Below are 19,690 nucleotides of genomic sequence, written 5' to 3'. Positions count from 1 at the left end.
GCTCTCACCTCAATCCAATTTTATACACTTTACTAATATATTCACTGACCATCCTGTGGGTGTTAAAGTATGGTCCTATGGTGGCTATGCTGTTTTTCATAAGGCGAACCCACTCGTCCCTGTGCCTGTAAAAGGTAGGTATGATCACATAAGCTAACTTTCCATACAAGTCTTCAAGGTCTTCCTCATCCTTAGACTCCGTCATATCCTGCCAGCTTGGCTTTGGACCTATGCCCCAGCCGTTTACACCCTCTATGCCACCCTCAAGCCACCATCCATCCCACGTGGAAAAGTTTAGAACCCCGTTCATGCCCGCCTTCATACCGCTTGTGCCACAGGCTTCGTAAGGTCTTTTGGGATTGTTGAGCCATACATCACATCCAGCTATCAAAAGCCTTGCCATATCTATGCCATAGTTTTCAAGAAAGGCAACTTTAACAGCTTTGGTTTTACCTCTTATAAGTTTTATCTTTTCAAATATGTTCTTTATCATCTCCTTACCCAGACCATCCCTTGGATGAGCCTTGCCAGCAAACACTATTTGGATTTCGCCAAAGCTCTCCGCTATATGCACCAACCTGTCTACATCCCTAAGAATAAGGTCATTTCTTTTGTATGGTGTCACCCTTCTTGCCACACCTATGGTAAGCACATCGTCAGAAAAGCTGGCATCTGTCTGCTTGTTTACCAAGTTTACCAGTTCACTCTTTATCCTGTTATGCTTTCTGAGAAGAAGCTCTGATGGGATTTCATAAGCCCTCTGTAGCAGGATGGGGTTTTCATCCCAGCCAGGCATGTATTCGTTAAAGAGATCCTGAATTTCTTCATGGACCCACCTCTTGTGGTAGACGCCGTTGGTAACATACTCAATGCCTTCAGCAAGCTCTGGAAATATGCCAGCGGTTACGAACTTATGCCTGTGAGACACTGCATTTACCTTGCCAGAATACTTAGAAGCAAGTAAGGAGAGGTTTATGTTACCCTCTTCTGTTTCCTTGTCCCAGTCTATATGGTCGTAGACCTTTAGCTCTTCCTTTACCATCTCCACTGGGAACCTGTCATGCCCTGCAGGCACAGGAGTGTGAGTTGTAAAAACGCATCTTTTTCTCACTTCCTCAAGACTGCCCAGCTCTCTAAGAAGCTCCACCACGAGAAAGGCAGAATGGCTTTCGTTCATGTGGTAGATATGAATGGCATAGCCAAGAGCCTTAAGGACTCTGTATCCCCCAATTCCCAAAAGTATCTCCTGTCTTAGCCTGTAAAGACCATCGTCAAAGTATAGCTTGCTGTTGAGCCTTCTTATTTCTGGGTCGTTGCCCTCTATATCTGCATCAAGGAAGAGAACCCTCACATCGCTCTTTGACCTGACCCAGTATTCCCAACAGGCAACCTTCTGCTTTTTATCTCCAAAGTATATCTCCACTTCAAGGTCAAGTTTCCTTAGGTATCTTTTGTAGTCCCAGAGGGCATCAAAGTCCAACTGCATGCCGTGAGGTGTTATCTTCTGAAGATTGTAGCCTCTCTTGTAGAGTAGGGTCACACAAACTGCGGGTATGTCCATATCTGCATAGGAAAAGAGCGTGTCTCCTGCAAGTGTTCCCAACCCTCCGCTGTATATAGGCATATTGTCTTCAAGCCCCAACTCCATCACAAAGTAAGCTATCATGATGGTTTATATTTTATAGCATCGTGAAGTTTATAAATACGGACATAACCTGCAGGCTTGATAGCCTTCCCTGGACAGGCTTTCATACGCGTTTTGTCTTTGCCCTTGGCATCACTTGGGTGCTTGACGCCTTTGAGGTGGTCATAGTCAGTGCGGTCCTAAAGCCTATGGCAAAAAGCCTTGAATTTACACCTCAGCAAAGCTCTATGATGGTGAGCGGTTTCCTATTGGGTGCAATCCTTGGGTCTTTACTCTTTGGCTACCTTGCGGACAAATACGGCAGAAAAAAGCTCTTTCTTATTACCCTTTTGCTCTATGCAGGTGGCACTTTTCTGACTGGCTTTGCCAACAGCTTTGAAACTGCCCTGCTCTTTAGAATCCTTGCAGGTGCTGGGCTTGGTGGCGAGTTCGCTGCCATACAGTCCGCCATAGATGAGTTTGTCCCATCTCGTCACAGGGGCAAGGTAGACGGCACAATAACCGCTCTTTGGAATCTTGGAAGCCTTATGGCGTCTCTTAGTGCTATCGGATTGCTCAAAGTGATGGATGAAGGAACTGCGTGGCGTATCGCATACTTTTTTGGTGGAGTGCTTGCTCTTTTGGTGGTTTTTGTTAGGCTTTATGTTCCAGAATCTCCAAGGTGGCTCTTATCAAGAGGAAGGCTTGAGGATGCGGAGAGAATAATACAAAGGCTTGAGTTAGAAGTTGGTGGAAGGAAAACTTACGAAAGGTGTGAAATTCCAGTCTTCGAGGGAACAATTCTTGACGCTTCAAAAATAATTCTTAGTAGATACAAGTGGCGTTTTCTCTTTAGTGCCAGCATGAGCTTTACCATTCTTACCACCTACTATGGCATGATAACCCTGCTTCCTGTAATTCTCTCTGAGGTTTACTCCCTGAGCAGTAAGGAGATACCTCAACTTCTCACGCTGGGAAGTCTTGGTGGACTTATTGGTGGGCTTGTGGTGGCTCTGCTTGTGGATAAGGTGGGAAGAATTCCACTGGGCATCGCTATTAGCTTGGCGTCAGCCCTTCTTAGCCTTTCTTTCCTCTTGGGTTTTGACATAAGGCTTACCTTCTTTGTATACTCCCTTATAGCCTTTTCCTTTGCCTCTGTTGCCTATGTGATAGCAACGGAGATATATCCCTCCTACATAAGGGCATACGCCATAGGAATTTTGTCCATAATAGGCAGGCTTTCTGGTGCCTTTTCTCCACTCTTTCTTGTAAGCCTTTCTCAGTTTGGTTTTAAATACGCTATGTTTGGGCTTGCCTTTTTCTGGCTTGTGGGCTTTATCGCCTTTGTTATATGGGCTTTTAGGGGCATGGAAACAAAGGGTAAACCTTTAGAGCAAATTTCATAAAATAATGGCATGCTTTTGGGGTTTATCCTTCTGTATATATTAGGCACTCTCCTTATAGGGGTTCTGGCATCAAGGCTCGTTAAAAATTCAAAGGACTACATACTTGCGGGCAGAAGCCTACCCCTCTATATGGCTACCTTTGTGTCCTTTGCTACATGGTTTGGCTCAGAAACGGTGCTTGGTGCTTCTTCTGTGATGGCAAAGGAGGGGCTTTTAGGTGTGATAGAAGACCCCTTTGGTGCAGCCCTGTGTCTCATACTCGTAGGTCTTTTCTTTGCCAAGCCCCTATACAGGATGAACCTCCTTACCATGGGAGATTTCTACAGGGTGGTATACGGCAGAAAAGCAGAGGTGGTGGCAAGTCTTATGATGGTGTTTTCTTACTTTGGGTGGGTGGGTGCACAGATGGTAGCTATAGGAGTCATCCTTCAGCTTGTGTTGGGAATTCCTCACCTGTGGGGCATCCTTTTGGGCTTTGGTGTTGTGCTTTTTTATACCTTTTTAGGTGGTATGTGGGCGGTGTCCCTTACAGACTTTTTGCAAACCATAATGATAATAATGGGTTTGATTGCAGTTCTATACGAGGTTTCCTCTGGCTTTTCTCAGATAGCCCCAGTGCTCGCCTCTCAACCTCCAGATTACTATAGGCTTTTGCCAGAGCCAAGCCTCAAGGATGTTCTGCTTTATATCTCCGCATGGATAACCATAGGGCTTGGCTCTATCCCTCAGCAGGATGTGTTTCAGAGAGTTATGGCGTCAAGGAGCGAGAGGGTGGCGGTCCTTTCTGCCATATCTGCAGGTTTTATGTATCTTACCGTTGCCTTCATCCCCCTTATCCTTGCGGTTTTCGCCAGAGTAAAATATCCTGAGCTTTTACAAATGGACCCCCAGCTTATGCTTCCCACCATGATAATGGAGCATGCAAGCCTGCCCACAAAGGTGCTCTTCTTTGGTGCCCTGCTTTCTGCTATTATGAGCACCGCAAGTGCTGCAGTGCTTGCACCTGCGTCTGTGCTAAGCGAGAACCTTATAAAGCCATACATAAGAAACCTCTCAGACAAGGGCTTTCTGTGGCTCACGAGAGCCTGCGTAGTAGTTGTTTCTCTTGCATCCCTAGGCTTTGCCCTTTCGGGCGAGTCCATATACCACCTCGTAGGAAGCTCCTCAGCCTTGAGCCTTGTATCTCTCTTTGTTCCTCTTACCGCAGGGCTTTACTTTAAGGGTTCAAACCCTGTGTCCGCTTTGGTTTCCATGCTCTCTGGCTTTTTCAGTTGGGCTTTCTTGGAGTATGTGCTTCACAACGAGTTTGCTTTGTTGGTAGGCTTAGGTTTTAGCATTTCATCTTTTGTGCTTCTTAGCCTACTATGGAGAAGATAGCTATAAAAAGGCTCATAGAGGTTGGTAGGCTCTTATACGCGGAAGGTCTCGTGGATGCAAGGGCAGGAAACCTGTCGGTAAGGTTAAAGGATAAGATGGTCATAACCCGCAGAGGAAGCCATCTTGGAAAACTCCAAGATTGGGACTTTATCTCCCTTCCCTTAAGGGGAGAGCATCTCCTTCAAGATAGAGCTTCCTCAGAGCTCGTGGTTCACAAAGAGATACACCTTCAGACACCTCACAGTGCGGTGGTTCATGCCCATCCATTGGCAACTACAGTGCTGTCCTTTGAGAGAGACTACATAGAACCCATAGACTCCGAGGGCAAAGACCTTCTTGGAAGGGTTGAAGTAATCCCCGCCTATCCCCCTGGAAGTCTTGAGCTCGCAAGGGCGGTAGCCTTTGTTCTGAGGTCCTCAAGGCTTGTGGTGGTGAGGTCTCATGGAGTTTTCTCTGCTGACCTTGACCCCTTTTATGCTTATGCTCATATTTCTGTCCTTGAGCGTTCCTGTAAAATACTCCTCTATGAGCGAGGTAAAATACAAAGGCTGTAGAATACCGCCGGAGCTTTACTACGACATAGAAAATCAAGTATGGTATAGGCTTGAGCCAGATGGCACAGTGGTAGTTGGAGCTACAGACATAGGTCAAACAAGGGCAGGAAGAATGGTAAACGTAAGGATAAAGGCGGTAGGCAAAAATGTGCCAAAGGGAAAACCTATAGCAAGCCTTGAAAGTGGAAAGTGGACAGGACCAATCCCAGCGGTAATAGAAGGCGAGGTGGTAGAAAGAAACGAGGAACTTTTTGACACCCCAGACCTCATAAACGACTATCCATACACCAAGGGTTGGATAGCAAGGCTAAAACCTACAAACCTTGAAAGAGACCTAAAGGACTTAGTTACTGGAGAGGAAGCGGTTAGAAAAATGCAAGAATACGTAGACAGAGAGGGTGTAGAGTGCAGGGGTGAATGAAGTTTTGCTGGGATAAGGATAAAAATTTAAAGCTCCTTTCGGAAAGAGGTAGCCCTTCACTCTCATCTACAACCAAACTTTTCCCTTAACCTTTCTTCCACATAAGGATGCACCAAGCCCTTTAGGCATCCACAGTAGCTCGCTATGTCTCTTACTATGGTGGAACTTATGTGTATGTAGTCTTGCGATGGCATCATAAAAACCGTTTCTACCTTTGCCAATTTGTAGTTATTCAAAGCAATCTGAAGTTCATACTCAAAATCTGTAAAGAGCCTCACACCACGCACTATAACCTCAAGGTTTTCTTTTTTCATAAAATCCACCAGTAGCCCATCAAAACCACGCACTTCCACAGCCTGTATATCCTCTACCATCTTTGAAAACATGTCTACTCTCTCTTCCATGCTAAAGAGGAGGTTCTTTCTGGGGTTTCTTGCTACCGCTATCACAAGACGGTCAAATATTCTCACCGCTCTTTTTACTATGTCTAAATGTCCTAAGTGGGGCGGGTCAAAGGTGCCAGGATAAACCGCTCTTTTCATTCTTCCTTCCTCCATATGGATAGGACGGTATCGCCGTATATTTTTTTCTTTTCCGCAGAAAAATCCAACTTTTTTGAATGTTCAAGTATAAAAATTCCTCCTTTGTTGAGGCTTTTCAAAGCCAGTTCAATTAGCTTATCGTAGAATTCATAAGCGTATGGTGGGTCTGCAAAGATTATGTCCGCTCTTATATTTGCCCTTTCCAAAAACCTAAGTGCATCTTCAATAACCACCTTACCCTTGGTTTTCTGCCTTATCTTTTCTGCAAACTTTGGGTTCTTTTCCACAAAAATAACCTCCGCACCTCTCTCTTCTGCAAACATACCCATCTGACCAGTTCCAGCGAAAAGGTCAAGAAATAGCATCCCTTCTATGTCTCCTAACATATTAAACACTGCCTGCTTGACAAGGTTAGAAGTTGGTCTAAGTTTTTGCTTTCCACTTGCTTTTTTCACAAAAAGTATTATAATTTAGTTTTCTGTTTTTAAGGAGGTTTTTGCCATGAGGCAGTTTAAACTGCTACAAAAACTTGATAAGGAGGAGTGCAAATGGTCAAAGCCCTCGGACTGCATATCCTAGCAGACCTGTATGGGGTCCACCCTGACCTTATTGACAGGGTGGAGGATGTGCGTCAGCTCCTTGAGAGCGCAGTCAAGGTAGCAGACCTTACAAAGATATCTTCTCACTACTACCAGTTCCAGCCTCACGGTGCCACTGGTGTGGTGCTTTTGGCGGAGTCCCATATTTCCATTCACACATGGCCAGAACATGGTCTTGCTACCATTGACGTCTACACCTGCGGAGACCCCACAAAGGCTTACAGGGCAATGGACTACATCATTGCCACCCTTGAGCCTGCAAGGGTTGATAAGCAGGTGCATGAGCGAGGTTTGGTTGGTCAGTCCGAGGCGGACCAATTGCGAAGTATTCTGCTAAAGGTTTAAAAGTCTTTTTATAAGTTTTTGGAGAGAGTCCCTATGGCTCTCTCCCTCATAGGCTAAAAGTTGTGAGACTTGTATACCTTCTTGGCTTAACTCATCCTTGTAGACTTCAGCCCACTCCTTTACCATGTCTTTGTCCACCTCTATATGAAACTGCAAGCCCACAGCCCTTTGAAAGACAAAAGCCTGATTTTCGTAGTTTTTAGAGGAGTAGAGCCTAATTGCCCCCTGAGGTAGGTCAAAGGTATCACCATGCCACTGAAAGACCATAAGGCTTTGTGGAAAATCCTTGAAATACTCATGGTCTCCTACTTTATAAACTTCCATCCATCCTATCTCCTTGCCTCTTTCACCCTTATAAACCCTTGCACCAAGCACCTTTGCCAACATCTGAGCACCAAGGCATATGCCCAAGAGAGGTATACCACTTTTCAAAGCCTTTTCCATGACTTTGTATTCGTAAGACAGAAAGGGATACTTTGCCTCTTCGTAAGCTCCCATATAACCACCAAGAACCACCACAAGGGAATAATCCTCAAGAGGTCTACTCAGGAGCATGCCCTCTGCGGTATCCACATAATCCACATCAAAGCCAAGCTCTTTCAAAATAGGCTCAAGCAAGCCAAGGTGTTCTATCCTTACATGCCTTATGGCTAAGGCTTTCATATTACACCTTCCGTAATTAATTTTCTCACATATTCGTTAATATCCTTTAGAGGAACGGTGTTGAGCTTTTTGCCCTTCAGAAAAACTTCCACCGCAAGCATGACCTCTCCGTTAAACCTCATCTTTGTTCCTACGAAACCAAGGTCTCCAGCACCGTGCTGACCACAGCCCTTTGCACATCCAGACCAGTGCATCCTTATAGCTTTGTTGGTGGGAAGGTGTTCAGAGAGATAATTGGCAAGCCTTATGGCGTCGGGCTTGTTCTCTATAACTCCAAAGGCACAGGTCTTGCTACCCTGACAGGCTATAAGGTTCGTAAAATAAGGCGATGTAGAGATTGAGTATTTTTCAAATATTGGGTGACTCAAAAGGTCGTTGAGTTTTTCCTCTGGAACGTTAACTATGTATATATTCTGATATACGCTGAGCCTTATTTCCCCGCTTCCGTATCTTCTTGAAAGATGAGCGACCGTTTCAAGGTCTTCACCGGTAAAAATTCCCCCTGGCACCATAAGGCTTACCGTGTAAAGACCATTCTTCTGCTCTATGATACCCTCTCTCTCACCCCATGTCTTTACGAGGTCCTGACCTTTGTCCTCCAGTCTTCTCAAAAGCCTTCTTTCCAATTCTTTTCTCAGACCTTCTACACCGAGCTCCTTTATGAGGAAATAAAACCTGTTTTTGTTTCTGTCTTCTCTATTCCCCATATCCGAATACAACTCAAAAACCGCCTTGCTTAGTTCAATACTCTCATAGGGCAATACAAACATGTTTAGGTCAAGGGCTGGCTCGGGTCCCCCAGACCCTATCTTACCTCCACCGTAAACATTAAAGCCATACTTTCCATCCTTAACCGCCAGAGAAAAACATAGGTCGTTAAACCTGCAGTTTATACAGTCGCGTTCCGAACCAAGAAGGGCAAGGTTGAACTTTCTTGGAAGGTCTGCATACTGCTTTTTTCCGAGGAAAACCTCCGTTATCCTCTTTGCTATAGGAACTGTATCTATGAGGCTTTCTTCAACAAGACCAGAAAGCGGGTCACCAGTGATGTTCCTTATGTTGTCCATACCAGTCTGAAGAGTGCTAAGACCCACAGACTCTATCGCCTCAAGCACCTTTGGCAAGTCTTTTACTTCTATCCATCTAAGTTGTATTTGCTGTCTTGACGTTATGTCTATATCGTTCCTGCCAAACTTCTTTGAAAGATGTGCAAGCACAAGAGCTTGCTCTGAGCTTAGCTTTCCATGGGTTATCCTTACCCTTACCATGAAATAGCCTGGCGTCGCCTTTCTGTAGAAGATGCCGTACCATTTTAGTCCTATGTCCCTGTCTTCCTCTGGTATTTTCTGCCAGTCTTCTTCCTCCGCCCATGCTTCTAATTTCTGTATGAGCTCCCTTTCAAAGGGATGCTTTGCCCTTTTGTATTCTTCTACTTTGTTTATCCTCTGAGGTCTTGCTTTCACATGCTTTTTGAGTATTTCCTCCACAATGGGTGCACAACCACCGCAGGATGTGGACGCTTTGGTCATCCTTTGCACATCTTCAATAGTTCTTGCACCCTCCCTTATTGCCTTAAGAATATCCGCATAAGTGACTAAATTGCAGTTGCATACCGTATCTTCGGGCTTTAACTCCCTTTCTTCAACAATTAAGTCTTTTATCAGGAAACTGTAATCCTTTATACCCTCACCAGACTTTATCATGCTAAGCATCTTTTCACTTCCAGAGAGGTTTCCGTAGAGTATTACGCCTACCAGCTTACCATTGCTGACCACTGCCTTCCGATAATTTTCCTTGTCCCTGTATAAGGCAATCTCGTCCACCTCTCTTTCGTGAACCCTTCCCGCAGAGAGTAGCCTGACCCCAGCAACCTTAAGAAGAGCATAGTCAACAGAGCCCTCATACTTTTCCACATTCCCATAAAGAAGGTTTCTGGCACACACCCTTACCTGCTCCATCACAGGACTTAGCAGTCCAAAGGTCCTGCCTCTATGTTCTATGCATTCACCTACCGCATACGCGTCCTGAGCGGAGGTTTCAAGGAAATCGTTGACGAGAATACCCCTGTTAACCTTTAGATTACTTGCCACTGCCAGTGAAGTGTTTGGTCTTACACCTGTGGCAAGCACCACAAAATCTCCATAGATAACCTCATCGGTGGAAAGCCTTACACCTTCACTCCTTTTTCCTCCTAATATTTCCACAGTCTTAGCGTTTAGTATCAGCTTTATACCCATGTCCTCAAGCCTCTTTGACAGCATCTTGCTTGCAGTATGGTCCAGCCATTGCTCCATGAGCCTGTCAAGAATATGAATAAGAAAAACCTCAAGCCCCAGCTCCCTTAGGGAGGATGCCAGCTCTATACCTAACAAGCCACCACCGATAACTATTGCCCTTTTTGAAACCCTTGCCATATCCATGATTTCATACACATCCCTAAGACTTCTAAAGGTAAACACACCCTTCTTTTCAACTCCTTTTATAGGTGGTATGTAGGGAGTGCTACCTACCGCCAGCACAAGCTTGTCATAGGAATACACACCTCCCTTTGAGGTTATTATCTTCTTCATATCTGGAAATATCCTCTCTACACGCTCGCCTAAATGCAGTCTAACACCCTCTTCTTCATATCTCAGATAGCTTTTCAAAAGGAGTTGCGATGGTAGTTTCCTCCCTGCGATTATGTCCGCAAGAAATATTCTGTTATAGGGTAGTGCCTTTTCATCCCCAAAAAGGTGTATATCCAAGCCCTTACCTGCCTTTAAAAGCTCTTCCACAAGGGCATGCCCTGCCATACCCGCACCAACAATAAAAACCTTCATGCAAAACCTCCTTCATCTTTTCTTATGCAACAAGCATGCCAAGGAGCTGGCAAGCGAGGTCGCTTTAGTATTGAAGTTTTACAAAGAATATTTGAGGGAATACACTTTGTTTGTTTACATCTTTACAAAAATGTTAACAAGTTAACATAAAAGAGCAAAACATCTTAGACATAAAAGTCAAATCCTACAAGGCTTTCAAATATATCCATCCTTTGGCATTTATCTTGCATAAGAGTGATGTGAAGGAGGTCAAAGTTTGAAGGAGCTGATAATCATAGTCAGGCGAGAGAAGGCTCAAGATGTTAAGGCACTTCTTCATGATATGGGGATTGACTATGTTTCAAAGCCTGTGCTTGGAAAGGGTAAGGAAGGTGGATTTGGCTATTCAACAAGGAAGGGCGTCTTTACATCTATGGTCCCAAAAGTCCTAATCATGAGCTGGGTGGAGGATGCCTTGTATAACGACGTAGTTAGCAGAGTCCTTAGGATTGCCCATACGGGTCATTACGGTGATGGAAAAATCTTTGTGATAGGAGGTCTGCCATGAGGCTAATAAAGGCGGTTATAAGACCAGAAAGGCTGTATGAGGTGATAACAGCTCTTGAGGAGAAGGGTTTTAGAGGGTTTACTGTGATGGATGTAGTTGGAAGGGGTAGGGAGGGAGGGTTGAAATTTGGAGAGGCAAGCTACATGGAGCTTGCTAAAACTCTTCTGATGGTGGCGGTTCATGATGAGGATGTGGAAAGGGTGGTAGAGGTCATAAAAAGGCACGCAAGCCTTGGTATGTTCGGAGATGGAAAAGTATTCGTGTGTCCTATTGAAGAGGTGTGGACTATAAGGACTGGTAAGAGGGAGTTGGAGGTGTAGGAATGAGGATAGCAGTTTGTAAATTAAGTGATAGTTATAAAAATCTTGTTATAGGAGGTTTGCCATGATAGAGTTTGGTTCCGAATTAATACTTGGTATAGAGAATATAGACAAGGAACATAGAACGCTGGTAGACATGCTGAATCACACCTATAAACTCCTCAAAACCTCGGACGCAAAAGATAAAGATAAAATTGCTGAGATAAATGAATTCTTTATAGGTAATTTAATAGCCTATGTTGAATTGCACTTGAACAATGAAGAAGAATTTATGAAATCTATAGAATATCCAGAATTAAGTTCTCATAAGTTGGTTCATGGAATTTTTAGGAGTGAAATTTACAACCTTCTTCCTTACGTGGAAAGAGGTGATCCAAAGGGTTACAGGCAAGCTCTATCTTTGTCATGGGGATGGTTATATAACCACATAGCCAGAACGGATAAGAAGTATGCTGTTTGGGCAAAAAAGCATATAAAGTTCTAAGGAGGTAAACATGGACAGGAGAGACTTTATCAAAAGGGGCTCTTTAGCCCTTGCGGGGGCTGGCTTAGCGGGACCTTACATAAGCAGGGCTCAGGGAAAGCTCAGGATAGGCTACATACCTCTTACAGACTGTGCGTCTGTTGTTATGGCTAAGGAACTTGGTCTCTACAAGAAATACAGCGTGGATGTGGATGTATCAAAGGAGGCAAGCTGGCCTAACGTCAGAGACAAACTTTTAAACGGAGAACTTAAGGCTTCTCATTGCCTTTTTAGCATGCCCTTTTCTGTTTACACAGGCATAGGAGGACCTGCAGGAAAAATAATGCCCATAGCCATGATTATAAACTTTAACGGGCAAGCCATAACGCTTTCTCAGAAAGATTTTGGTGGTAAAGTGGGCTTTAGAGAAATAAGCAAGGTAAAGGCGATAGTGGATGGTTTAAAGGGAGCGGGTAAGAATGTTACCTTTGCCATGACATTCCCAGGAGGAACCCACGATATATGGCTCAGGTATTGGCTTGGTGCCTGCGGTATAAACCCAAACAAAGATGTAAGAGTTATACCTATACCACCTCCACAGATGGTGGCAAACATGAGAGTTGGCAATATGGATGGCTACTGTGTTGGGGAGCCGTGGAACGAAGTAGCTGTAAGAGAAGGTGTAGGTTTTACCCATCTTGCAACTCAAGATTTATGGAAAGACCATCCAGAAAAAGCTCTTGTCTTTAATCAGGAATTTTTCAGTAAAAACGTAGAAGAAGTAAAAGCTATCATGAAGGCGGTGCTTGAAGCAAGTAGATGGCTTGATGACCTAAAAAATAGAAAAGAGGCTTCCAAGGTGATTGCAAGGTATGTCAACGCTAAAGCTGAGGACATAGAAACAAGGCTTCTTGGAGTTTACCATCTTGGTAAGGGGCTTGGAGAACACAAATACAAGGATGACTACATGCTATTTTTCAAAAATGGCGAGGTAAACCTTCCCAAATACTCTTATGGTGTCTTCTTCCTTGCCCAATACAGAAGATGGGGAATGGTAAAGCAAGCTCCTGATTATCTTGGCATATCAAAGAAGCTAATAGCCAAGCCTCTCTTCCTTCAGGTAGCAAAGGAGATGAACATAAGCGTAAAAGACGACGATATGAAACCTTTAAGAGGCTTTATAGACAATGTGGTCTTTGACCCAAATAAACCAGAAGAGTCTATAAAGGCGTATAAGGTCAGGGAGGTATAAAAATGGTTAACGTAGAAAAGGGCATAAGGTCTAAACTTTTAAGTTTTTCTGTAAACTTTGGGAAACTTTCCGTTATTGTTACGGTAATCCTTCCTCCTATCTTTGGTATCTTCCTTTTTTTCCTTTTTTGGTTTTTTATATCCATCTTCATAAAGGAACTGCCAGGACCCATCAACACTCTAAAAACTCTTTTTGAACTTCTTTCCAACCCCTTTTACGACCTTGGTCCAAACGATAAGGGTATAGGATGGCAGATGTTAGCTTCTCTGAAAAGGGTCTTTTTGGGGTTTCTAATAGGTTCACTTATAGCCCTGCCTCTTGGTTTTCTTATAGGTATGAGTTCAACAGTGAGGAGGGTTTTAAATCCCGTGGTGCAAGTGCTAAGACCAGTTTCACCCATGGCATGGTTTCCCATAGGGCTTGCGGTGTTAAAGGCTTCCAACGAGGCATCCATATTCGTTATTGCCATAACCTCCCTCTGGCCAACTCTTATAAACACCGCCTTGGGCATCTCCTCCCTACCAGAAGACTATAAGAACCTATCAAGGGTCTTTGGCTTTCCTCTTCGCTATTACATACTAAAAGTTTTGCTTCCTTATAGCCTTCCTTACATTCTCACAGGCTTTCGCCTTAGTCTTGGTATAGGGTGGATGGTTATAGTTGCCTCTGAGATGCTGGCTGGTGGTGTTGGTATAGGCTTCTTCGTATGGGACTCATGGAACGCTCTGAACTTAGAAAATGTCCTGTCCGCCATCCTCCTCATAGGCATAGTTGGGCTTTTTATAGACTTTTTCTTTGCAAAGCTAATGGAAAGAGTAAGGAGGTAAAGTTATGAGAGCATACTTGGAGATTTTTAACCTTACAGTCCGCTTTGGCAACAATATCATACTTAATGAGCTTGAACTTCTTGTGGAAGGGGGCGAATTTGTAAGCATAATAGGACATTCTGGCTGTGGTAAATCTACACTTTTAAGTGTTGTTGCAGGTCTTGTAAAACCTTCTGAAGGGTCTGTGGTGCTTGATGGTAAGGAAATTACAAGCCCAGGTCCAGACAGGGCTATGGTTTTTCAAAACTACTCCCTTCTACCCTGGGTCTCAGTTTATGAGAACGTCATGCTTGCAGTGAAGTCTGTCTTTAAAGGTGAAGACCTTGAAAAGGCTAAGAAAAAAGCGGAATCCTACCTTAAGCTGGCAGGTCTCTGGGAGCATAGAAACAAACTTCCATCTCAGATCTCTGGTGGTATGAAGCAAAGAACCGCGCTGGTTAGGGCTTTGTCGGTAGACCCAAAGGTGCTTCTCCTTGATGAACCCTTTGGAGCTCTTGATGCTCTGACAAGGTCTGTCTTGCAAGATGAGCTTTTGAGAATATGGGAAAAGGACAAAAAGACCATGCTTATGGTAACTCACGATGTGGAAGAAGCCATATATATGTCTGACCGTATAGTTATCATGAGCAACGGACCATCCGCTAAAGTTTATGACATTGTGAAGGTTAACATAAGGAGACCAAGGACAAGGGAAGAGATGATAAGGTCAAAGGAGTATATTGACCTTAAGGAATACCTGATATATACCTTAAGGGAGAAGCTTAAGAAAAGGGAGGTAGCATGAGGTTTCAGTGCCCATACTGTGGCGTTGGTTGTGGCCTCCTCTATGAGGGTGGGAGGGTGAAGGGAGATAAAGACCATATGGCATCTAAAGGAGATGTATGTCAAAAGCCACTTTACTATCCAAAGGTTATGCACAAGGATAGACTTTTAAGACCTCTCTTTAGGGAAAGCAAAAGAGGCTCTTTCAAGGAGATAGATTGGGAAAGGGCATACAGCATAATTTCCTCAAAGTTGAAAAGCCTAAGCCCAGAAGAAGTCTATTTTTACCTCTCTGGACAGCTTATGACAGAAGACATATATGTGATGAACAAGTTTATCAAAGGCTTTTTGAAGACAAACAACATAGATGCCAACTCAAGGCTCTGCATGGCAACGCCCGCAACCGCCTACAGGTTAGTCTTTGGTTCTGATGGTCCACCATGTTCTTATGAAGACTTTGAAGATGCAGATGCCTTTGTATTTGCAGGGTCAAACGCTCTCTGGACGCATCCAGTAGTTTTTAAAAGGATATTAAAAAAGAAAGCGGAAAAACCTGAAGTAAAGATTGTGGTAATAGACCCGGTAAAGACAGAAACCGCAAAAAAGGCAGATTTACATATTCAGATAAGGGCAGGCACAGATACTGCACTATTTAATTCGGTTCTTTGTGTGCTTTATAAAAAGGGTTGGATAAACTGGGAATTTTTGAAAAAACATGTGGCAGGCTATGAGGAAGCCATTAACGAAGCTGTAAAGTATACGCCTGAGATAGTTTCAGACATATGCCAGATAGAAGAAGGTCAGATATACGAACTTGCGGAGCTTTACGCCTTTAGTAAAAAACTCATATCTCTGTGGTGTCAGGGGCTTAATCAGTCCTCTCAGGGTGTTATGAAAAACCTTAGTCTTATAAACCTCCACTTAGCTACAGGAAGATTAAACCACAGGGGATGTCCTTTCTCCCTTACGGGACAACCCAACGCCATGGGCGGAAGGGAGATGGGATACTTATCTCATGGTCTGCCGGGATACAGGGACATAAGAAAAGAAGAGGACAGAAGATTCATGGAGGAATTTTGGGGTATAGAGGTTGGAAGTATAAAACCAAATCCAGGACCAACCATAACAGAAGCCATTGACCTTATGTTGGAAGGAAAGATAAAACTTCTATGGGTTGTATGCACAAACCCTGCTATAACCTTGCCTAATCTTAACAAGGTCTGGAAAGCCTTTGAAAGGGCTTTCCTTATTGTGCAGGATGCCTACTGGAACGATACCTGTGAGTTTGCCAACCTTATACTCCCAGCCTCACAGATGGGAGAGAAGGAGGGTGTAATGACGGGTTCAGACAGGACGCTAAGCCTTTGCCAAAAGTTTTCAGAGCCACCAGGGGAAGCAAAGCCAGACTGGCTTATTTTTGTGGAGGTAGCTAAGTATATGGGTATGGGAGATGCCTTTAACTACCACAACAGTAGAGAAATATTTGAAGAGCTCAAAAGTGCCACAAGGGGGAAGCTCTGTGATATATCAGAGCTTGACTATGAAGACCTTCCAAAAAGGTGGGGAGGCAGGTGGCTATACCCTGAACTCAGATTTCAGACGGAAGATGGTAAGGCTAAGATGCACCCTGCGGTTTATAAACACGAAGAGTTTGAATTTATCCTTTTGACGGGTAGGACAAAGAACCAGTGGCATACCATGACGAGAACGGGAAAGAGCGAGGAATTATTGAGGGGTGAAGAAGAGCCCTTTCTTTTGATGAACCCAGAAGACGGAGAAAGGCTTGGCATAGAAGAGGGTGAGTTTGTTGAGCTTGCCTCTGAGCATGGAAAGGTGAAGCTAAGGGTAAGATTTGGAGGTATAAAAGAGGGACATCTTTTCGCACCCTTTGGTTATGGCTTGAAGCATGGAAGCATTATTAATGCTCTTACAGGAGACAAGATTGACCCTATTTCAAAAGAGCCAGACCTTAAGCTAACACCTGTGGCTATAAAAGTCAAGGGGGCTGTGACCCATGAGCATGTTAAAGGGTAAAAGGGTAGGCATCTGTGCAACCAGAAGGGCTGAGGACATAGCGGAATACATAGCTCAGCACGGTGGTATTCCAGTGCTTGAGGATTTGGTAAGGATAGAGTATTTGCCAGAGGAAGAGGTGAATAGGTCCCTTGAAAATGCCTTGCTACTTAAACCTTCTTATTTCCTATTTACCACTGGTGAAGGGGCAAAGAGGGTCTTTCAGATAGCAAGGAAAAGGGAAGACTTTAAGGAGATTAAAGACCTCATGCTGAAGGGCAGGATATTTGCCAGAGGATACAAGACAAGAAAGGTCTTGCTGGAAGAGAATTTTAAAGATTTTCAAACAGTAGACCACACAAGGGATTTTATAAGTTTCCTTGAACCCATAGAAGGTAGATGCGTTTTTGTCCAGATGTATGGAGAAGAGATGCCAGAGCTTGAAAAATACATTCTAAAAGGTGGTGGGGTTTTGCTAAAGGTGTGGGTTTATAGATATATCCCAGATGAAGAAAAAATAGACGCTTTTATTGACAGGTTTCTAAAAGACCATTACCACGCAGTTGTTTTTACCTCAGCCTTTCAGGTAAAAAACCTCTTCCAAAGGGCAAAGGAAAGAGAGTTAAACAGGAAGCTGGCACAAAAGATGACCAACAATGTCCTTATACTTGCTGTTGGACGAACCACAGCCAAAGCCTTATTTGAAGAAGGAGTGCTAAGGGTATTATTTCCTCAAAAGGAAAGACTGATATTAGCTCTCAAAGAACTTGAGAAGGCTTTTGGAAATGGGTAAGGTTTACCTTGTAGGAGCAGGTCCAGGAGATATAGAGCTTTTAACCCTTAAGGCTTACAGGCTCGTAAGATCTGCGGACGTTATACTCTACGACAGGCTTGTAAACCCTGAGGTGTTATTGCTTGCAAAACCAGACTGTGAGCTCGTGTATGTGGGTAAAGAGGATGGAAAGCATACCATAGAGCAGGAAAAGATAAATGAGCTACTCCTTCAATATGCTCATACGAGGGAAATTGTGGTTAGGCTCAAGGGTGGAGACCCCTTTGTCTTTGGAAGAGGTGGCGAGGAAGCTCTGTTCTTAGCCCAGCATGGCATAGACTTTGAGATTGTCCCAGGTATAAGCTCCGCTATAGCAGTCCCAGCCTATGCGGGTATTCCTTTGACCTTTAGAGGCATCTCTTCTTCCTTTGCGGTTATAACTGGACATGAAGACCCTAAAAAGAAAAACTCAAGCATAGACTGGGAAAGCCTCAAAGGAATAAACACTCTTGTTTTTCTTATGGCGGTTTCTAACAGACAGGAGATAGCAAGAAGGCTTATTGAGGTGGGTAGGGAGCCAGATGAACCTACCGCTTTTATAGAAAAGGGAACAACATCAGAACAGAGGGTTGTCATAACAAACCTTGGAGAACTTTCTGGAAACCCTCCAGAGGTAAAGCCACCTGCGGTTATGGTGGTGGGAAAGGTGGTAGGTTTAAGAGATTTTATATCACTAAAACATTTAGCTAATATGCACTACTAACGAACTTCCAAACACAGCCACAAAGCAAAAAGCGTCCCCACAAGCACGGGGAAGGTTAGGACAAAGCCTACCTTAGTGTAATACCACCAGCCTATGCGTATACCTTTTTTATCCAAAACATGAAGCCACAGGAGGGTTGCCAAAGAGCCAATGGGTGTGAGCTTGGGTCCTATGTTTGTTCCCACAAGGTTTGCAAGGGCGAGAAACTCAGCCATTTTTGGCTCAAGCCCAGCCTCACCTATTGATATGTTTACTGTCATTACCGTTGGTAAGTTATTCATCAAAGCGGAAAGAAGTGCGGAGGTTATACCCACACCCATTATGGCGGTCAGCTCTCCGTAGCTTAGAAATTTATGAATAAGTCCTGTAAGGCTGTCTGTATATCCTGCTCTTTTTAGAGCATAAACCACCGCATACATACCAATGGAGAAAAAGACAATGTTCCATGGGGCAAAAAGGAAAACCTCTTTTAGGTTAACTACCCTATTTTTCAAAGTGGCAAGAGCCAGCAAAAAGGCACACAAGCCAAGCACAAAAGAGACAGGAATTTTAAGGTTCAAAAGCTCAAGCAACAGAAAGGTAGAGCCAAGCAGGGCTATTAGCAGGAAGCCAACCTTGAAAACAAGCCTGTCCCTTATTGCGTAGTGGGGTGGAGAGCTCAAAAGCACCTCTGGGTCATAGCTCCTTATAAGGTCTTTGCGGTAGAAAACATATAGCACAAGCAAGCTCAAAAGCACAGACACAAGGTTGGGGAAGAACATATAAAGGGCGTATCTCCAAAAGTCTATGCCAAAGTAGTGGGCGGTTATTATGTTTGTTAGGTTAGATATCACCAGGGGCAGGCTTGTAGTATCTGATATAAAGCCAGCTCCCATAATGTAGGGTAGAATGTGCCTTTTGGGTAGGTTGAGGTATTTTATCTTGGAGTAGATTATGGGAGTTAGCATAAGGGCAGAGCCGTCGTTGGCAAAAATTGCTGAAATAAAAGCACCAAGAAGCATAAGAGAAACAAAGAGATAAATCCCTCTACCCTTGCCTAACTCTATAGCCTTTAGGGCAAACCACTCAAAAAAGCCAGCCTTATCAAGGATTATGGATATAACAATAAGAAACACAAAGGCAAGGGTGGCATCCCACACAAGACCAGCAATGTAGAGAATATCTCCCGGCTCTATAAGACCAAAAGCCAAAGAAAGACCAGCACCCAGCCATGCAGACCAGCCTATACCAAGACCTTTGGGTCTAAGAAGGACGAGAAGAAGGGTTAAAAGGAAAACAGTTGGTGCAAGAAAGGTTTCCATTTAGTTTTTCTCTTTGTAGGGTCTACAGCCAAGGGTGTTTATAAAGAAAGTTTTTCCCTCCCTTGTGGTGCATTTATAAACTTGATAGGCTGGGCAATCCTCCGCAGGAGTGATAAGAAGTTTTCCATCCTTTACCTCTATATGACACTTTCCACAAACCGCTGGTCTAAGAGAGTCTTTTCCAAGCACTGGTTCGCAGGAGGTTATGTAGCCATTCGTGGAAAAGGCACAGCTCTCCAAGGCTAAAAGAAGGCTCAAAAGCCACATAAGGCTATTTTATCAAAAAAGCCCCCCAGAAAGGGGGTGAGGCACAAGCC

The 19,690-nt window shown here is 44.0% G+C and carries 21 protein-coding genes; 14 read left to right on the top strand and 7 right to left on the bottom strand.

Annotated elements, in window-relative coordinates; translation table 11 throughout:
• Positions 1-4: 4 nt before the first annotated feature.
• Positions 5-1,666 (bottom strand): alpha-glucan family phosphorylase, encoded by a 1,662-nt coding sequence (glgP, locus tag G3M65_RS00670; protein ID WP_173832657.1) that lies wholly within the window; start codon positions 1,664-1,666, stop codon positions 5-7.
• 23 nt (positions 1,667-1,689) lie between these two features.
• Between glgP and G3M65_RS00665 the strand changes: the two genes are divergently transcribed.
• Genes G3M65_RS00665 through G3M65_RS00650 form a run of 4 tightly spaced genes read left to right on the top strand, consistent with a single transcriptional unit; the run spans position 1,690 to position 5,382 of the window.
• On the top strand, positions 1,690-3,030 hold the full coding sequence (locus G3M65_RS00665; RefSeq protein WP_173832656.1) for an MFS transporter: 1,341 nt from the start codon (positions 1,690-1,692) through the stop codon (positions 3,028-3,030).
• A 9-nt stretch (positions 3,031-3,039) separates the two neighbouring features.
• Positions 3,040-4,407 carry a high affinity choline transporter 1 gene (locus G3M65_RS00660; protein WP_173832655.1) on the top strand — a complete coding sequence of 456 codons (1,368 nt, stop codon included), beginning with the start codon at positions 3,040-3,042 and terminating at the stop codon, positions 4,405-4,407.
• Entirely contained in the window at positions 4,395-4,961 is a 567-nt protein-coding gene (locus G3M65_RS00655; protein WP_173832654.1) for a class II aldolase/adducin family protein, read from the top strand. Before G3M65_RS00660 ends, G3M65_RS00655 begins: the two co-directional genes overlap by 13 nt.
• A complete protein-coding gene (locus G3M65_RS00650) occupies positions 4,933-5,382 on the top strand; it encodes a glycine cleavage system protein H (protein ID WP_173832653.1) in 450 nt (149 codons plus the stop codon). The genes G3M65_RS00655 and G3M65_RS00650 overlap by 29 nt, the downstream gene beginning before the upstream one ends.
• Before the next feature lie 62 nt (positions 5,383-5,444).
• Here the strand turns inward: G3M65_RS00650 and coaD are convergent, their stop codons facing one another.
• Complete coding sequence (gene coaD / locus G3M65_RS00645; RefSeq protein WP_173832652.1) at positions 5,445-5,924, bottom strand: pantetheine-phosphate adenylyltransferase; 480 nt, start codon at positions 5,922-5,924, stop codon at positions 5,445-5,447.
• A complete protein-coding gene (locus G3M65_RS00640; RefSeq protein WP_173832651.1) occupies positions 5,921-6,379 on the bottom strand; it encodes an RsmD family RNA methyltransferase in 459 nt (152 codons plus the stop codon). Before G3M65_RS00640 ends, coaD begins: the two co-directional genes overlap by 4 nt.
• Before the next feature lie 93 nt (positions 6,380-6,472).
• Here G3M65_RS00640 and speD point away from each other — a divergent pair, with 93 nt between their 5' ends.
• Entirely contained in the window at positions 6,473-6,868 is a 396-nt protein-coding gene (speD, locus tag G3M65_RS00635) for an adenosylmethionine decarboxylase (RefSeq protein WP_173834632.1), read from the top strand.
• Here speD and G3M65_RS00630 read toward each other — a convergent pair.
• Positions 6,857-7,531, bottom strand: a complete 675-nt coding sequence (locus tag G3M65_RS00630; protein WP_173832650.1) for a type 1 glutamine amidotransferase — start codon at positions 7,529-7,531, stop codon at positions 6,857-6,859. The genes speD and G3M65_RS00630 overlap by 12 nt on opposite strands.
• A complete protein-coding gene (locus G3M65_RS00625; protein ID WP_173832649.1) occupies positions 7,528-10,353 on the bottom strand; it encodes an FAD-dependent oxidoreductase in 2,826 nt (941 codons plus the stop codon). The genes G3M65_RS00630 and G3M65_RS00625 overlap by 4 nt, the downstream gene beginning before the upstream one ends.
• 256 nt (positions 10,354-10,609) lie before the next feature.
• On the opposite strand from G3M65_RS00625, the gene G3M65_RS00620 reads away from it, so the two are divergent.
• The 9 genes from G3M65_RS00620 (at position 10,610) to cobA (ending at position 18,072) form a co-directional block, all read left to right on the top strand.
• Positions 10,610-10,900, top strand: a complete 291-nt coding sequence (locus G3M65_RS00620) for a P-II family nitrogen regulator (protein ID WP_173832648.1) — start codon at positions 10,610-10,612, stop codon at positions 10,898-10,900.
• Positions 10,897-11,220 (top strand): P-II family nitrogen regulator, encoded by a 324-nt coding sequence (locus G3M65_RS00615; protein ID WP_173832647.1) that lies wholly within the window; start codon positions 10,897-10,899, stop codon positions 11,218-11,220. Before G3M65_RS00620 ends, G3M65_RS00615 begins: the two co-directional genes overlap by 4 nt.
• A gap of 64 nt (positions 11,221-11,284) precedes the next feature.
• Positions 11,285-11,704 (top strand): bacteriohemerythrin, encoded by a 420-nt coding sequence (locus G3M65_RS00610; RefSeq protein ID WP_173832646.1) that lies wholly within the window; start codon positions 11,285-11,287, stop codon positions 11,702-11,704.
• A gap of 10 nt (positions 11,705-11,714) precedes the next feature.
• On the top strand, positions 11,715-12,935 hold the full coding sequence (locus tag G3M65_RS00605) for a CmpA/NrtA family ABC transporter substrate-binding protein (RefSeq protein ID WP_173832645.1): 1,221 nt from the start codon (positions 11,715-11,717) through the stop codon (positions 12,933-12,935).
• 2 nt (positions 12,936-12,937) lie between these two features.
• The gene (gene ntrB / locus G3M65_RS00600) at positions 12,938-13,762 is read left to right on the top strand and encodes a nitrate ABC transporter permease (protein ID WP_173832644.1); all 825 of its coding nucleotides are present in this window, start codon (positions 12,938-12,940) and stop codon (positions 13,760-13,762) included.
• Between the two features lie 4 nt (positions 13,763-13,766).
• Positions 13,767-14,546 carry an ABC transporter ATP-binding protein gene (locus tag G3M65_RS00595; RefSeq protein WP_173832643.1) on the top strand — a complete coding sequence of 260 codons (780 nt, stop codon included), beginning with the start codon at positions 13,767-13,769 and terminating at the stop codon, positions 14,544-14,546.
• The gene (locus G3M65_RS00590) at positions 14,543-16,558 is read left to right on the top strand and encodes a molybdopterin oxidoreductase family protein (protein ID WP_173832642.1); all 2,016 of its coding nucleotides are present in this window, start codon (positions 14,543-14,545) and stop codon (positions 16,556-16,558) included. Before G3M65_RS00595 ends, G3M65_RS00590 begins: the two co-directional genes overlap by 4 nt.
• On the top strand, positions 16,539-17,330 hold the full coding sequence (locus tag G3M65_RS00585; protein WP_173832641.1) for a uroporphyrinogen-III synthase: 792 nt from the start codon (positions 16,539-16,541) through the stop codon (positions 17,328-17,330). The genes G3M65_RS00590 and G3M65_RS00585 overlap by 20 nt, the downstream gene beginning before the upstream one ends.
• Complete coding sequence (gene cobA / locus G3M65_RS00580) at positions 17,323-18,072, top strand: uroporphyrinogen-III C-methyltransferase (protein ID WP_173832640.1); 750 nt, start codon at positions 17,323-17,325, stop codon at positions 18,070-18,072. Before G3M65_RS00585 ends, cobA begins: the two co-directional genes overlap by 8 nt.
• On the opposite strand, the gene G3M65_RS00575 is transcribed toward cobA, so the two are convergent.
• Together G3M65_RS00575 and G3M65_RS00570 are read right to left on the bottom strand one after the other, a co-directional pair.
• Positions 18,069-19,373 carry an arsenic transporter gene (locus G3M65_RS00575; protein WP_173832639.1) on the bottom strand — a complete coding sequence of 435 codons (1,305 nt, stop codon included), beginning with the start codon at positions 19,371-19,373 and terminating at the stop codon, positions 18,069-18,071. The two genes, cobA and G3M65_RS00575, sit on opposite strands and share 4 nt — an antisense overlap.
• On the bottom strand, positions 19,374-19,640 hold the full coding sequence (locus tag G3M65_RS00570) for a hypothetical protein (RefSeq protein WP_173832638.1): 267 nt from the start codon (positions 19,638-19,640) through the stop codon (positions 19,374-19,376).
• Between the last annotated feature and the right edge of the window lie 50 nt (positions 19,641-19,690).

The organism is Hydrogenobacter sp. T-8 (genome assembly GCF_011006175.1).
In the GTDB taxonomy this organism is placed as follows: Bacteria; Aquificota; Aquificia; order Aquificales; family Aquificaceae; genus Pampinifervens; species Pampinifervens florentissimum.
This window is presented reverse-complemented; position numbering and strand designations above follow the sequence as displayed.

Excerpts from the sequence above, each read along its gene's own strand:
- glgP (WP_173832657.1), bottom strand. The coding sequence starts at position 1,666 with ATGATAGCTTACTTTGTGATGGAGTTGGGGCTTGAAGACAATATGCCT.
- G3M65_RS00660 (WP_173832655.1), top strand. The coding sequence starts at position 3,040 with ATGCTTTTGGGGTTTATCCTTCTGTATATATTAGGCACTCTCCTTATA.
- G3M65_RS00655 (WP_173832654.1), top strand. The coding sequence starts at position 4,395 with ATGGAGAAGATAGCTATAAAAAGGCTCATAGAGGTTGGTAGGCTCTTA.
- G3M65_RS00650 (WP_173832653.1), top strand. The coding sequence starts at position 4,933 with ATGAGCGAGGTAAAATACAAAGGCTGTAGAATACCGCCGGAGCTTTAC.
- coaD (WP_173832652.1), bottom strand. The coding sequence starts at position 5,924 with ATGAAAAGAGCGGTTTATCCTGGCACCTTTGACCCGCCCCACTTAGGA.
- speD (WP_173834632.1), top strand. The coding sequence starts at position 6,473 with ATGGTCAAAGCCCTCGGACTGCATATCCTAGCAGACCTGTATGGGGTC.
- G3M65_RS00630 (WP_173832650.1), bottom strand. The coding sequence starts at position 7,531 with ATGAAAGCCTTAGCCATAAGGCATGTAAGGATAGAACACCTTGGCTTG.
- G3M65_RS00625 (WP_173832649.1), bottom strand. The coding sequence starts at position 10,353 with ATGAAGGTTTTTATTGTTGGTGCGGGTATGGCAGGGCATGCCCTTGTG.
- G3M65_RS00615 (WP_173832647.1), top strand. The coding sequence starts at position 10,897 with ATGAGGCTAATAAAGGCGGTTATAAGACCAGAAAGGCTGTATGAGGTG.
- G3M65_RS00610 (WP_173832646.1), top strand. The coding sequence starts at position 11,285 with ATGATAGAGTTTGGTTCCGAATTAATACTTGGTATAGAGAATATAGAC.
- G3M65_RS00605 (WP_173832645.1), top strand. The coding sequence starts at position 11,715 with ATGGACAGGAGAGACTTTATCAAAAGGGGCTCTTTAGCCCTTGCGGGG.
- ntrB (WP_173832644.1), top strand. The coding sequence starts at position 12,938 with ATGGTTAACGTAGAAAAGGGCATAAGGTCTAAACTTTTAAGTTTTTCT.
- G3M65_RS00595 (WP_173832643.1), top strand. The coding sequence starts at position 13,767 with ATGAGAGCATACTTGGAGATTTTTAACCTTACAGTCCGCTTTGGCAAC.
- G3M65_RS00590 (WP_173832642.1), top strand. The coding sequence starts at position 14,543 with ATGAGGTTTCAGTGCCCATACTGTGGCGTTGGTTGTGGCCTCCTCTAT.
- G3M65_RS00585 (WP_173832641.1), top strand. The coding sequence starts at position 16,539 with ATGAGCATGTTAAAGGGTAAAAGGGTAGGCATCTGTGCAACCAGAAGG.
- cobA (WP_173832640.1), top strand. The coding sequence starts at position 17,323 with ATGGGTAAGGTTTACCTTGTAGGAGCAGGTCCAGGAGATATAGAGCTT.
- G3M65_RS00575 (WP_173832639.1), bottom strand. The coding sequence starts at position 19,373 with ATGGAAACCTTTCTTGCACCAACTGTTTTCCTTTTAACCCTTCTTCTC.
- G3M65_RS00570 (WP_173832638.1), bottom strand. The coding sequence starts at position 19,640 with ATGTGGCTTTTGAGCCTTCTTTTAGCCTTGGAGAGCTGTGCCTTTTCC.